This window comes from Caballeronia novacaledonica (assembly GCF_900258035.1).
GTDB lineage: Bacteria > Pseudomonadota > Gammaproteobacteria > Burkholderiales > Burkholderiaceae > Caballeronia > Caballeronia novacaledonica.
Window position 1 is genome coordinate 14,015 of the sequence record NZ_OGTP01000021.1, and the last position, 13,823, is coordinate 27,837.

Annotated in this window: 14 protein-coding genes; 4 read left to right on the forward strand and 10 right to left on the reverse strand. The window is 65.7% G+C overall.

The annotated features are described in order from the left end of the window. Positions 1-5: 5 nt before the first annotated feature. From NOV72_RS24325 to upp, 8 genes are all read right to left on the reverse strand, one after another. Positions 6-620, reverse strand: a complete 615-nt coding sequence (locus NOV72_RS24325; protein ID WP_106857180.1) for a Maf family protein — start codon at positions 618-620, stop codon at positions 6-8. Positions 621-673: 53 nt separating this feature from the next. Then, positions 674-1,144, reverse strand: a complete 471-nt coding sequence (gene rlmH / locus NOV72_RS24330; protein ID WP_106857116.1) for a 23S rRNA (pseudouridine(1915)-N(3))-methyltransferase RlmH — start codon at positions 1,142-1,144, stop codon at positions 674-676. A 14-nt stretch (positions 1,145-1,158) separates the two neighbouring features. Next, positions 1,159-1,608: a ribosome silencing factor gene (gene rsfS / locus NOV72_RS24335; RefSeq protein ID WP_106857117.1), complete on the reverse strand. Its 450-nt coding sequence runs from the start codon at positions 1,606-1,608 to the stop codon at positions 1,159-1,161. A gap of 2 nt (positions 1,609-1,610) precedes the next feature. Next, positions 1,611-2,288 carry a nicotinate-nucleotide adenylyltransferase gene (locus NOV72_RS24340; protein ID WP_106857118.1) on the reverse strand — a complete coding sequence of 226 codons (678 nt, stop codon included), beginning with the start codon at positions 2,286-2,288 and terminating at the stop codon, positions 1,611-1,613. Then, positions 2,279-3,238, reverse strand: coding sequence for an oxygen-dependent coproporphyrinogen oxidase (gene hemF, locus NOV72_RS24345; RefSeq protein ID WP_106857119.1), 960 nt, complete (start codon positions 3,236-3,238; stop codon positions 2,279-2,281). Before hemF ends, NOV72_RS24340 begins: the two co-directional genes overlap by 10 nt. A gap of 120 nt (positions 3,239-3,358) precedes the next feature. Then, positions 3,359-4,660, reverse strand: coding sequence for a phosphoribosylamine--glycine ligase (gene purD, locus NOV72_RS24350; RefSeq protein ID WP_106857181.1), 1,302 nt, complete (start codon positions 4,658-4,660; stop codon positions 3,359-3,361). 259 nt (positions 4,661-4,919) lie between these two features. After that, entirely contained in the window at positions 4,920-5,648 is a 729-nt protein-coding gene (locus tag NOV72_RS24355; RefSeq protein ID WP_106857120.1) for a YebC/PmpR family DNA-binding transcriptional regulator, read from the reverse strand. 338 nt (positions 5,649-5,986) lie between these two features. After that, the gene (upp, locus tag NOV72_RS24360; protein WP_106857121.1) at positions 5,987-6,640 is read right to left on the reverse strand and encodes a uracil phosphoribosyltransferase; all 654 of its coding nucleotides are present in this window, start codon (positions 6,638-6,640) and stop codon (positions 5,987-5,989) included. Between the two features lie 214 nt (positions 6,641-6,854). On the opposite strand from upp, the gene NOV72_RS24365 reads away from it, so the two are divergent. The 4 genes from NOV72_RS24365 to kdpE are packed head-to-tail and all read left to right on the forward strand — an operon-like array spanning position 6,855 to position 9,734. After that, positions 6,855-7,634 carry an SDR family oxidoreductase gene (locus tag NOV72_RS24365; protein ID WP_106857122.1) on the forward strand — a complete coding sequence of 260 codons (780 nt, stop codon included), beginning with the start codon at positions 6,855-6,857 and terminating at the stop codon, positions 7,632-7,634. A 14-nt stretch (positions 7,635-7,648) separates the two neighbouring features. Further along, positions 7,649-8,038 (forward strand): methylglyoxal synthase, encoded by a 390-nt coding sequence (locus NOV72_RS24370; RefSeq protein ID WP_106857182.1) that lies wholly within the window; start codon positions 7,649-7,651, stop codon positions 8,036-8,038. A 23-nt stretch (positions 8,039-8,061) separates the two neighbouring features. Further along, the gene (locus NOV72_RS24375) at positions 8,062-9,036 is read left to right on the forward strand and encodes a quinone oxidoreductase family protein (RefSeq protein WP_106857183.1); all 975 of its coding nucleotides are present in this window, start codon (positions 8,062-8,064) and stop codon (positions 9,034-9,036) included. After that, positions 9,033-9,734, forward strand: a complete 702-nt coding sequence (kdpE, locus tag NOV72_RS24380; protein ID WP_106857123.1) for a two-component system response regulator KdpE — start codon at positions 9,033-9,035, stop codon at positions 9,732-9,734. Before NOV72_RS24375 ends, kdpE begins: the two co-directional genes overlap by 4 nt. Here the strand turns inward: kdpE and NOV72_RS24385 are convergent. Together NOV72_RS24385 and NOV72_RS24390 are read right to left on the reverse strand one after the other, a co-directional pair. Further along, on the reverse strand, positions 9,710-10,402 hold the full coding sequence (locus NOV72_RS24385; RefSeq protein WP_106857124.1) for an SDR family oxidoreductase: 693 nt from the start codon (positions 10,400-10,402) through the stop codon (positions 9,710-9,712). The genes kdpE and NOV72_RS24385 overlap by 25 nt on opposite strands. A 99-nt stretch (positions 10,403-10,501) precedes the next feature. Beyond that, entirely contained in the window at positions 10,502-13,822 is a 3,321-nt protein-coding gene (locus NOV72_RS24390; RefSeq protein ID WP_106857125.1) for an efflux RND transporter permease subunit, read from the reverse strand. Position 13,823 lies beyond the last annotated feature (1 nt).

The window sequence follows — 13,823 nt, forward strand, 5'->3', positions numbered from 1 at the left end:
CCTGTTTAGAATGCGACGCGCGCCACGCGCAAGAGGGCTGCTGTTTCGAAAAGGGGCAAACCCATGATACCCGAATAGGACCCGTCGATTCGCTCGATGAACTCCGCCGCACGTCCCTGTATGCCGTACGCGCCCGCCTTGCCGAGCGGCTCGCCCGACGCCGCGTAGCGCTGCAGCGCAGCACGGCCGGCCGGGGCGAAGCGCACCGTCGAGCGCGAGAGCGCGGGTTCGAGCAGCACGCCATCGGCATCGACGACGGCGAGCGCCGTCAGCACTTCGTGCTCGCGGCCCGCGAGGCGTTCGAGCATCGCGACGGCGTCGTCTTCATGTTGCGGCTTGCCGAGGATCAGGCCGTCGATGGTCACGGTCGTATCGGCGACGAGAACCGGCGCGCTCGCATGGCCGCCCGCAACCAGCCGCGCGCGCGCCGCATGCGCCTTCAACGCGCACACGCGCACGACATACGCATGCGCGGATTCGCCCGGCAGCTCGGCTTCGAGCGCTTCGGCGTCTTCATCGGGACGGGGAAGGAGAAGTTCGTACCGCACGCCGAGCTGACGCAGCAGCTCCTGACGGCGCGGGCTTTGAGACGCGAGATAAACGAAGGGATGAGTCGGCATCTTGAAGTCGGTTCGAATGGCGCGCACGGCATTCGATCCAACATCGAAGAGCCTCACGCGCGATGGTAGGGATGATTCTGCGTGATGCTCCACGCGCGGTAAAGCTGTTCGGCAAGCAGCACGCGCACCATGCCGTGCGGCAGTGTCAGACTCGACACGCGCAGCAGCAGTTCGGCGCGCGCTTTCACAGCCGGATCGAGCCCGTCCGCGCCGCCGATCACGAACGCGACATCGCGCCCGTCCTGCTGCCAGCCGGGCAGGGCGTTCGCGAGTTGCATCGTGGTCCAGTCGCGGCCGCGTTCGTCGAGGGCGACGACGCGCGCGTTCTTCGGCAAGGCGGCTTCGATGCGCTGCTTCTCGGCGGCCATCACGCTCTCGGCATTGCGCCCGGACGAGCGCTGCTCGGGCTTGATTTCCTTCAGCTCGATGCGCAGTTCGGGCGGCATGCGCTTCGCGTATTCGTCGAAGCCATTCGTGATCCAGTCGGGCATCTTGTGTCCGACGGCGAGGATGACCAGCTTCATCGAATGAAGCGGCTTCAGTGCTTGCGCGTGGTCTTGCGCGCGGGACGTTTGACTGCGGGCGCGTCTTCGTCGTCCTCGTCTTCGTCGGCGGTCACGCGCGCGCCGCCGAACATGTTCGGCGTTTGCAGCTTCACGCGCACGGGTTTGTCGCCCCAGACTTCCTCGAGGTTGTAATACTGGCGCAGCGCCGGTTGCAGGATGTGGACGACCGCGTCGCCGCAATCGACCAGCACCCATTCGCCGATCTCTTCGCCTTCCGTGCTGACGATATCGCCGCCGGCTTCCTTGACCTTCTCGCGCACGCTGTTGGCGAGCGCCTTGGTCTGCCGGTTCGACGTGCCGCTCGCCACGACCACGCGGTCGAACAGCGATGTCAGGTGAGTGGTGTTGAACACTTTGATGTCTTGCGCCTTGACGTCTTCGAGACCGTCGATGATCGCGCGTTGAAGCTTCTGAAGTTCCATGGTTACCGTGTCTGGTACAGGTGATGTTGAACAATATAGTCCCATACCGCGGGTGGGACCTGAGCGCGGGCATCGTGTTCGTCGGTCATCGTGCGCGCTGCCTCGCGGATCGCCGTGGCGGATACGTCGAGCAGAAGCGTTTCGTCGATGAGCACGTGCCCGTGCGGGCTCGCTTGCAGTGTTTCGGGCGACGCGGCGCGCCTCGCCGTTTGCGCGGCGACGGCCGCCGGCAGCGTCGAGACATCGAATCCCGGCCGCGTTTCCACGCAGATGTGCGCGTAGTCGAAAAGCCGCATCCATTGATGCCACGAGTCGAGCTTGACGAACTGATCCGCGCCCATCAGCAACGAAAGCGATGCATCCGCGCCTAGGTGCGCGCGCCAGTTCGCGAGCGTGTCGACGGTATAGGTGTCGCCCTGGCGGTCGATTTCGTCGGTGGCGACAGAGACCTGCACGCCGTCGAGCACGAGCGATTCCGCCGCCGCGCGCGTCATCGCCAGCCGATGCTCCGGCGCCGATACGCCCGCCTTCTGCCACGGCTGACCGGCGGGCAGCAGCACGAGTTCGGTGAGCCGCAGCAACTCGACGAAGCGCCGCGCGAGCGCGAGATGCCCGTTGTGGATCGGATCGAAGGTGCCGCCGAACAAACCGACGCGCTTCACGCAGGGCGTCACAGCCATTCCCGCCGCACCAGGAAATCTTCGTACAGCCGCGCTTCCGGCGTGCCGGCCTCGGGTTTCCAGTCGTAGCGCCAGTTCGCGGCCGGCGGCATCGACATCAGAATCGACTCGGTGCGCCCGCCGCTTTGCAGACCGAAGTGCGTGCCGCGATCGAACACGAGGTTGAATTCGACGTAGCGCCCGCGCCGGTACGCCTGGAACTCGCGTTCGCGCTCCGAATACGGCGTTTCGCGGCGACGCTCGATGACCGGCAGGTACGCGTTCAGAAACGCATCGCCGACGCTTCGCATCATCGCGAACGAGCGCTCGAAGCCGGGCTCCGAGAAATCATCGAAGAAAATGCCGCCGATGCCGCGCTGCTCATTCCTGTGCTTCAGATGGAAATACTCGTCGCACCACGTCTTGAAGCGCGGATACAGGTCCGCGCCGAACGGATCGAGTGCGTCGCGGCACACCTGATGGAAATGCCGCGCGTCTTCCTCGTAGCCGTAGATCGGCGTGAGATCCATGCCGCCGCCGAACCAGAAGATCGGCGCTTCGCCCGGCTTCGTCGCGGTGAGCATGCGCACGTTCATGTGCACGGTGGGGCAGTGCGGATTGCGCGGATGCATCACGAGCGAGACGCCGAGCGCCTCGAAGCCGCGTCCCGCGAGCTGCGGACGCGCCGCGCTCGCGGACGGCGGCAACGCGTCGCCCTGCACGTCCGAAAAGCCGATGCCGCCGCGCTCGAAAAACCCGCCGCCTTCCAGAATGCGCGTGACGCCGCCGCCGCGCAGAGGCGCGCCGGGCTCGCGGGTCCAGGCATCGGTGGCGAAGGCGGTGCCGTCGAAGGCGCCGAGGGCATCGGCGATGCGCGTCTGCAGGCCCGTCAGATAGTCGCGGACGGCGCCGATATCGTGGGCTGCGTCGTGTTCTTTGCGTGGTTCCGCGCTGCGGTTCGGTTCACTCATCGATTGCTGCTGGTCGGTCCGGGGTTTACCCTTCGTTTTCGAAACGCTTAAAAGCATGCTGCCGGACACGAGGTCCGGCAGCGCGTCGGCGCGTGCGGCAAACGCCGCGCGGTGGCCTTGTCAGTGCTTGTCGGCTGGCTTGTCCGCGGACTGCTTGCGGTTCACCGCCCGATAGCCGATGTCCCGGCGATACTGCATGCCGTCGAACGAAATCTGGTTGACTGTATCGTAGACCACGGATTGCGCGCCGCGCACGGAATCCGCCAGACCGACGACGCACAGCACCCGCCCGCCCGAAGTCGTGAGCTTTCCGTCGGTGAGCGTCGTGCCCGCGTGGAAAGTGACGGAATTGTCGGTTTCCGCCGGAATGCCGCTGATGCGGTCGCCCTTGCGCGGCGTCTCCGGATAGTTGTGCGCCGCGAGCACGACGCCGAGCGCCGTGCGGCGGTCCCAGTCGAGATCGACGCTATCGAGCTTGCCGTCGATCGCCATTTCCACGACCTTCGAGAAATCGCCCTTCAGGCGCGCCATGATCGGCTGCGTCTCCGGATCGCCCATGCGGCAATTGAATTCGAGCGTTTTCGGGTTGCCGTTCGCGTCGATCATCAGGCCGGCGTACAGGAAACCGGTGAAGCGGATGCCTTCGCCTTCCATGCCGCGCACCGTCGGCAGGATGATTTCGCGCATCACGCGCGCGTGCAGTTGCGGCGTGACGATCGGCGCGGGCGAGTATGCGCCCATGCCGCCGGTGTTCGGGCCCTTGTCGTGATCGAGCAGGCGCTTGTGGTCCTGGCTGGACGCGAGCGCCAGCACATGCTTGCCGTCGACCAATACGATGAAGCTCGCTTCCTCGCCCGTGAGAAATTCTTCGATGACGACGCGCGCGCCCGCGTCGCCGAGTTTGTTGTCGGCGAGCATCGAATCGACGGCGGCGTGCGCTTCCTCCAGCGTCATCGCGACGACGACGCCCTTGCCGGCCGCCAGTCCGTCCGCCTTGACGACGATCGGCGCGCCTTTTGCGTCGATATACGCGTGCGCGGCGGCGATGTCGGAGAACGTCTCGTATTCGGCCGTCGGAATGTTGTGGCGCTTCATGAACGCCTTCGCGAAGTCTTTCGAGCTTTCGAGCTGGGCGGCTTCCTTGGTCGGCCCGAAAATTTTCAGGCCGCGCGAGCGGAACACGTTGACGATGCCCGCAGCAAGCGGCTGCTCCGGCCCGACGAGCGTGAACGCGACATGTTCTTGCTCGGCGAAATCGGCGAGCGCGGCCGGGTCGGTGATGTCAACGTTGCGCAGACGCTCGTCCTGCGCGGTGCCGCCGTTGCCCGGCGCCACATAGACGATCTGCACGCGCGGCGACTGCGCGAGCTTCCAGGCCAGCGCGTGTTCGCGGCCGCCGGAACCGACGACGAGTAACTTCATTTGATTCCCCGAAATCCTGACAAAAAGCGGCTTGAGAAAAAGCGGCGGGCGCACGGCCTCTGACGTGCGCGCTCGACAAGGGTCGAAACGTCGCGAAGGCGGCTCGCGCTGACATCGGCTGCGTCACGCGCCTTCCAGGGGCGATGCGGCGCCGCGAAAGATCGGGCGGCGCTGCTCCGGCATGCGAGCCGTAGCGAAAGATGTTCCACGTGAGGGCGGGGCGGTGTTCGGTTCCGCCGCGCCCTGTGCGACACGAAGCTCAGTCTTCGTTGATCGCGGCGTTTGTATAGACTTCCTGCACGTCGTCGAGATTTTCGAGCGCATCGAGCAGTTTTTGCATCCTGGCCGCATCGTCGCCGCTGAATTCGACTTCCGTTTGCGGTTTCATCGTCACTTCGGCGAGTTCCGCCTTGAAGCCCGCGGCTTCGAGCGCGTCCTTCACCTTTTGAAAGTCGTTCGGCGGGCAGACCACTTCGATGCTGCCGTCCTCGTTCGTCACGACGTCGTCGGCGCCGGCTTCGAGCGCGGCGTCCATCAGCTTGTCTTCCGGCGTGCCCGGCGCGAACAGGAACTGGCCGACGTGATCGAACATGAACGACACCGAGCCGTCCGTGCCCATGTTGCCGCCGAACTTCGAGAAGGCGTGGCGCACTTCCGCGACGGTGCGGGTGCGGTTGTCCGTCATCGTGTCGACGATGATCGCCGCGCCGCCGATGCCGTAGCCTTCGTAACGGATTTCTTCGTAGCTCGCGCCATCTACGCCGCCGACGCCGCGCTGGATCGCACGGTTGATGTTGTCCTTCGGCATGTTGGCGTCGTAGGCCTTGTCGACGGCCAGACGCAGGCGCGGGTTCGTATCGGTCTCGCCGCCGCCCATGCGCGCCGCGACCTGGATTTCCTTGATGAGGCGCGTCCAGACCTTGCCTTTCTTCGCGTCAGCCGCGGCTTTCTTGTGCTTGATGTTGGCCCATTTGGAATGACCCGCCATTACCTTTCTCCGTCGCGCGCGGGCGTCGTGCCGTGCGCCTAGTGTGCTGTCGTGCTTTGTGGTGCCGAATGTGTCTGTCCGTGCCGCGCTCGTCGGACGGCAGCGGGTTCGCTCGAGGATCGTCGGACCCGGCGTAACCCGATCGGGAACAGACCGAAATTTTAGCATGGCGGGGCATGCTCCCAGAACCGCCGCGCGCGGACCGTCGCGGGAAAAATGATGCAAACAACGTGAAATTCCGGCGAATCGCGGCGAAATCGTGCAAAGGCCGCCGTAAACGCGCACCGCCGCGCGAATGGCGCGGCGGTCGAAGTTGAATCGCGCAATGAAGCGGATGCTCAGTTTTTCGTGCCGAAGAGGCGATCGCCCGCGTCGCCGAGTCCCGGAACGATATACGCATGCTCGTTCAGATGCGAATCGAGGGACGCAACGTAGAGAGTCACGTCCGGATGCGCGTCCTGGAACACCTTGACGCCTTCCGGGGCCGCGACCAGCGCGACGAACACGATGTTCTCGCCCAGCACGTTGCGGCGCTTCATCACGTCGACGGCATGCACCGCCGAGTAACCGGTCGCGACCATCGGGTCGCACAGGATGAAGACGCGCTCTTCCAGGTCGGGCGGGAGGCGCACGAGATACTCGACCGGACGATGATCCTCGGCCCGATACACGCCGATATGCCCGACACGCGCCGACGGCACCAGATCCAGCAAACCGTCCGACATGCCGATGCCCGCCCGCAGCACCGGCACGATCGCGAGCTTCTTGCCGGCGATCACCGGCGCGTCGATTTCGACGAGCGGCGTTTCCACGCGCTTCGTCGTAAGCGGCAGCTTGCGCGTGATTTCGTAGCCCATCAGCAGCGTGATTTCCCGCAGCAGCTCGCGGAACGTGCGCGTGGACGTGTCCTTGTCGCGCATGTGGGTGAGCTTGTGCTGGATCAACGGGTGATCGAGGATGAAGAGATTGGGAAAGCGGCTGTCTTGTTTCATGGGTCCCGCGCGCGCTGCGCGTCCTGCTGGTGTGATGTTCTGCCTTCCACGATGGGGGAAGGCAGTGGCGACAGTTTACCCAAAAGCCCGCGCGCCCCTAAGAAGAATCGTATGAGCGGTCCCGGGCGCCCGCCGACGTTGCCGCCCCGATTCTTCTAGAATTGCGCGAGAGGCGTTTTTACGCCGATCGCGACAACGACACGGAGGATGAACGATGGACATGGGTATCGCGGGCCGCACCGCGCTGGTGTGCGCGGCAAGCAAGGGCCTCGGACGGGGCTGCGCCGAAGCGCTCGCCGCCGAGGGCGTGAATCTGGTCATCACGGCGCGCACGGCGGAAACGCTCGAAGCGACGGCCGCGCACATCCGCGCGCAATACGGCGTCACCGTCACGACGGTCGCGGGCGACATCACGACGCCCGAAGGCCACACCGCCGCGCTCGCCGTGTGCCCGTCGCCGGACATTCTGGTCAACAACGCGGGCGGGCCGCCGCCGGGCGACTTCCGCACCTTCACGCACGACATGTGGATCAAGGCGCTGGAAGGCAACATGCTGACGCCGATCGAACTGATCAAGGCGACCATCGACGGCATGATCGAGCGCGGCTTCGGGCGCATCGTGAATATCACGAGTTCGTCGGTGAAGGCGCCGATCGACGTGCTGGGCCTCTCCAACGGCGCGCGTTCCGGGCTGACGGGCTTCGTCGCGGGCGTTGCGCGCAAGGTCGCTTCGACGGGCGTCACGATCAACAATCTGCTGCCGGGCACCTTCGACACCGACCGCATCGCCGTGACGATGGAAGCGCAGGCGAAGGCGCAGAACATCTCCATCGAGGACATGCGCGCGCGTCGCGCGCAAAGCCTGCCCGCGGGACGCTTCGGCACGTCCGAAGAGTTCGGCCGTGCATGCGCGTTCCTCTGCAGCGTGCACGCGGGCTACATCACCGGTCAGAACCTGCTGATCGACGGCGGCGCCTATCCCGGCACGTATTGATCGAGGACATGCACATGACCACACGCGTCGCGCTGATCGCGCACGACATGAAGAAGGACGACATCGTCACGCTCGCGGGCGAGTTCGTCGACACGCTCGCGCAATGCAGCCTCGTCGCGACCGGCACGACCGGCGGACGCATCGCGGCGGCGCACGGGCTGGAGGTCGAGCGCAAGCTCTCCGGCCCGCACGGCGGCGATTTGCAGATCGGCGCGGAACTGGCGGAAGGCCGCGTGGATATCGTGATTTTCCTGCGCGACCCGATGACCCCGCAACCGCACGAACCGGACATCAACGCGCTCGTGCGCGCCTGCGACGTGCACAACGTGCCGTGCGCGACGAACGTCGCGACGGCGCGCATGATTCTCGACGACTTGCGTCAGCGCTTTGCGCAGGCGTCGTGAGGACGAACAAGGAGAACGAAACGATGACCAAGGCAATCCGATTCGACAAGGCAGGCGGCCCGGAAGTCATGAAGTGGGTCGACGTGGACGTGGGCGCGCCGGGCAAGGGCGAGATCCGCGTGAAGCATCACGCGGTGGGGCTGAATTTCATCGACGTGTACTTCCGCACCGGTCTCTATCCGATGCCGCTGCCTGGCGGCCTCGGCATGGAAGCCGCCGGCGAGGTGACGGCCGTGGGCGAAGGCGTCACGCAATTCAAGCCGGGCGATCGTGTCGCATACGCGTCGCGTCCGCCGGGCGCGTATGCGCAAGAGCGCGTGATGGCGACGGATTATGTCGTCAAGCTGCCCGATTCGATCGGCTACGAAGACGCCGCGTCGATCATGCTGCAAGGACTGACCGCGCAATATCTGCTGCGGCGGACGTATCGCGTGAAAGCGGGCGACACCGTGCTGATCCACGCGGCGGCGGGCGGCGTCGGCATGATTGCGTGCCAGTGGGCAAAGGCGCTCGGCGCGACGGTGATCGGCACCGTCGGCTCGGACGAGAAAGCCGAGCTTGCGAAGGCGCACGGCTGCGATCACCCGATCGTCTACACGCGCGAGAACTTCACGCAGCGCGTGCGCGAGATCACCAACGGCGCGGGCGTGCCGGTGGTCTACGACTCTATCGGCAAGGACACGTATATCGCGTCCCTCGATTGCCTTGCGCCGCTCGGCCTCTTCGTCAGCTTCGGCAATTCGTCGGGGCCGCTGCCGCCGCTCGATTCGTCGGAACTCGCGGGACGCGGCTCCCTGTATTTCACGCGGCCGACCCTCTTCAGCTACATCGCCAAACGCAGCGATCTCGACACGATGGCGGCGGAACTGTTCGAAGTCGTCTCGTCGGGCAAGGTGAAGACGAACGTGCGCCAGCGCCATCCCTTGTCCGACGCGGCGCGCGCGCATGAAGAACTCGAAGCGCGCAAGACCTCGGGCTCGACCATTCTTCTGCCTTGAGTTCGAACCTGACGGCGACCGTCGTCCTGATCGAGGATGAAAAGCAGATTCGCCGCTTCGTGCGCGTGTCGCTCGAAGCGCAGGGCATGACGGTTCACGAGGCGGAGACGGGCCAGAAGGGGCTCGTCGAAGCCGCGACGCGCAAGCCCGATCTCGTGATCGTCGATCTCGGTCTGCCCGACACCGACGGCATCGACGTGATCCGCGAACTGCGCGGCTGGACCGAGCTGCCGATCATCGTGCTGTCGGCGCGCACGCAGGAAGAGGAGAAAGTCGCCGCGCTCGACGCCGGCGCCGACGATTACCTCACGAAGCCCTTCGGCGTGTCCGAGCTGATGGCGCGGATTCGCGCGCATCTGCGGCGGCGCAATCAGGCGCAGGCGAGCGAGACGCCGGTCGTCGCGTTCGGCGATGTCAGCGTCGATCTCGCGCTGCGCCGCGTCACGAAGCACGGCGAGAACGTGCATCTGACGCCGATCGAATATCGCCTGCTATCGACGCTCGTGCGCCACGCGGGGCGCGTGCTGACGCATCGGCAACTGCTGGTGGAAGTGTGGGGGCCGTCGCATGTCGAAAGCCCGCATTATCTGCGCATCTACATGGCGCATCTGCGTCAGAAGCTCGAGCGCGATCCCGCGCAGCCCGAGCATATCGTGACGGAAACGGGCGTCGGCTACCGGCTCGTCGGCGCGGCGTGACGGAGGCTGCGCGCGGGTTCGAACCTGAGCGAATCCAGCAAGATATCGATGGGCTCATCGCCGCCGGCGAACGCGATCATCCGGTTGCTGATTCCGAGCGTCACGCATTGCAGCGCGATGCGCGCGACGTCTGCGCGCGACACCTCGGGCGTGTGTTTCGTGAGTTCGCCGGCAAGCGCGACCGCGCCGTGCGCCGGTCCATCCGATAGCGGTCCGGGCCGCAGAATCGCATAAGGCACGCCGCGATGCGCGACGTATTCGTCGGCTTCGCGTTTCATCCGCGAATAGTGGCGCAGCGCAAAGCCGCTGCGCTCCGGATAAAACGCCGACAACGCGCTGATGACCACGAGCTGCTGCACGCGCCTGCGTTTAGCGTAGTCGGCGGTGCGCATGACGGCGTCGCGGTCGATCGCGCGTTCCTCGTGCACGCTGTCCGTATCCGCCGATCCGGCCGCGTAGATCACATGCGTGATGTCGTCGAAGGCGTGGGAGAAGTCGTTGGCGAGATCGCCGAGGACGATTTCGGCGCCCATCGCCGCGAACTCGCTCTTGTGGGCGGATTTGCGCAGCATGGCGCGAAAGGGCGTGGCCGCTTCATGGAGACGCCCGGCGATGAGCCGGCCCGTGCGGCCGTGCGCGCCGATCAGCAGAACCTTCAGCGTTTTCATGCGGGACGCTCCTTCGCCGTGGGTCTTTACCGCTTTACCCGACAAAGTAGGTCATTTTCGGACGGTGTGCTGCGGGACGCGTTTGCGCCCGCAGCATTTTCACTCCGTGGCGTTCGCCGGACGCGCGCGGCCCTGGCGACGCGCACGCCGCGCTTCCGCGCGAATGCGGAAGCGGTCCATATAGAGATAGACGACGGGCGTCGTATAGAGCGTCAGCATCTGGCTCACGATCAGCCCGCCGACGATGGCGATGCCGAGCGGCGCGCGCATCTCCGAGCCTTCGCCGGTGCCGAACGCGAGCGGTAGCGCGCCGAGCAGCGCGGCCGCCGTGGTCATCATGATCGGGCGGAAGCGCAGCAGGCACGCTTCGCGGATCGCGTCTTGCGGCGTCTGTGCGCCGTGGCGCGTCGCCTCGATCGCGAAGTCGACCATCATGATCGCGTTCTTCTTGACGATGCCGATGAGCAGAATCACCGCGATCAGCGCGATGATGCTGAACTCGGTCTTGAACAGCAGCAGCGCAAGCAGCGCGCCGATGCCCGCCGACGGCAGCGTCGAAAGAATCGTGATCGGATGGATGTAGCTCTCGTACAGGATTCCAAGCACGATATACACGGCCGCCAGCGCCGCGAGAATCAGCAGCGGCTGGTCGTTGAGCGATTGCTGGAACGCCTGCGCCGTGCCCTGGAAACTGCCGTGGATGGTCTGCGGCACGCCGATTTCGGCCATGGTTTCGTAGATGGCGGCGGTCGCCTCGGACAGCGACTTGCCCGGCGGCAAGTTGAACGAGATCGTCGACGCGACGAACTGGCTCTGGTGATTCACCGAAAGCGGCGTATTGCCCGGCCCGAACTTCGCGATGGCCGACAACGGGACCATGGTTTCCTTCGACGTCGATACCGCCGCGCCCGACGACGAACCGTTCTTGCCCGTCGCCGCGATCGCGTTGGTGGCGGAGTTCTTCACGGCGGCGAGCGCGAGCGCGGCGTTGGTGTCGGTCGCGCTGGTGGACGCGCCGCCCGCGCCCGTCGAGCCGGTAGCCGATGTGGAAGCCGTGGTGGTCGTCGATTGCGTCGATGCCGATCCGCTCGCCGTGCCGCCCGACGTGCTGACGTAAATCTGCTTGAGCGTCTCCGGGTTCTGCCAGTATTTCGGCGCGAGTTCCATCACCACGTGATACTGCGAAAGCGGGTTGTAGATGGTCGAGACCTGGCGCTGGCCGAACGCGTCGTAGAGCGTGTTGTCGATCTGCGCGGGCTTGATGCCGAGGCGCGCGGCGGTCGAGCGGTCGAACGTGACCATCGCTTCGAGGCCGCCTTGTTGCTGGTCGGAGTTGACGTCGGTGAGTTCGGGGCGCTTTTGCAGCGCGTCGGTGAGCAGCGGTCCCCACTTGTAGAGATCGGAGGTCGTGTCGGACAGCAGCGTGAACTGATACTGCGCGTTCGACTGCCGTCCGCCCACGCGAATGTCCTGCACCGCCTGCAGGAACGTGCGCGCGCCCGCGACATCCGCGAGCGGCGTGCGCAGACGGTTGATCACCTGGTCGGCGGACACCTTGCGCTCGCTCTTCGGCTTGAGCGAGATGAACATGAAGCCCGAGTTGGTCGAACGCCCGCCGGTGAAGCCCGCGACGCTATCGACAGCCGGGTCCGCCTCGACGATCTTCATCATCTCCGTGAACTTGATTTTCATCGCCTGGAACGACGTGCTCTGGTCCGCCTGAATGCCGCCGATGATGCGCCCCGTGTCCTGCTGCGGGAAAAAGCCCTTCGGCACGATGACGTACAAGTAAATATTCAGCCCGATGGTCGCGAGCAGAATCAGCAGAATCGTGCGCGGATGCGCGAGCGCCCAGCCGAGCGTGCGCGCGTAGGCGCGCTGCATGCGGTCGAACTGGCGCTCGAGCCAGCGCGCGACGCGGCCTTCTTCCTTGCGCTCGTGCGGTTCGTCGAGCAGGCGCGAGCACATCATCGGCGTGACGGTCAGCGACACGACGAGCGACACCGCGATCGCGAGCGAAAGCGTCAGCGCGAACTCGCGGAACAGCCGCCCGACGATGCCGCCCATCAGCAAGATAGGCAGGAACACCGCGACGAGCGACACGCTGATCGACAACACCGTGAAGCCGACCTCGCGCGCGCCCAGAATGGCGGCCTCCATGCGCGGCACGCCTTTCTCCACGTGCCGTGTGATGTTCTCCAGCACGACGATCGCGTCGTCGACGACGAAGCCCGTCGCGATGGTCAGCGCCATCAGCGAGAGGTTGTCGAGCGAGAAGCCGAGCAGATACATGGCCGCGAAGGTGCCGATGATCGAAATCGGCACGGCGACGCTCGGTATCAGCGTTGCGCGCCAGTTGCGCAGGAACAGGAACACGACCATCACGACGAGCGCCACCGCGATCACGAGCGTCAGTTCGGTATCGTGCAGCGATGCGCGGATGGTGGTCGAGCGGTCGGCGGTCGGCGTGATCTGCACGTCGGCGGGCAGCGCCGCCTGAAGCTGCGGCAGCATCGACTTGACGCGGTCGATCGTCTCGATAATGTTCGCGCCCGGCTGGCGATAGAGAATCACGAGCACCGCGCGCTTGTTGTTGATGAGACCGAGGTTGCGCAGGTCTTCGACCGAATCGACCACTTCGCCGACATCCGAGAGTTTCACCGCCGAGCCGTTGCGGTACGCGACGACGAGATCCTTGTACTGCGAAGCCTTGCTCGCCTGATCGTTGGTGTAGAGCTGGACGCGGTTGCCCTTGAACTCGATCGCGCCCTTCGGACTGTTCGCGTTCGCCGACGCGAGCGCCGCGCGCACGTCTTCCAGTCCGATGCCGTAGTGAAAGAGCGCGCCCGGCTCCAGCTCGACGCGCACCGCCGGATTCGCGGAGCCGCTCACGTCGACTTCGCCGACGCCCGGCACGGTCGACAGCGTCTGCTGCAGCACGGTCGCGGCGGAATCGTACAGCGAGCCCGCCGTGCGCGTGGGCGACGACAGCGCGAGCACGAGAATCGGCGCGTCGGCGGGATTGACCTTGTGGTAGGTCGGGTTCTGGCGCAGCGCGGTCGGCAGATCGGCGCGCGCGGCGTTGATCGCGGCCTGCACGTCGCGCGCGGCGCCGTCGATGTCGCGATTGAGGCCGAATTGCAGCGTGATGCGCGTCGAGCCGACCGAACTCATCGACGTCATCTCGCTCACGTCGGCGATGGTGCCGAGATGCCGCTCCAGCGGGCTCGCGACGCTCGTCGCGACCGTCTCCGGACTCGCGCCGGGCAGCGACGCCTGCACGGAGATCGTCGGAAAATCGACCTGCGGCAGCGGCGCGACGGGCAGGCGCACGAACGCGAACATGCCCGCCAGCGCGATGCCGATCGCGAGCAGCGTCGTTGCGACCGGCCGGGCGATGAAGATGCGCGACAGGTTCATG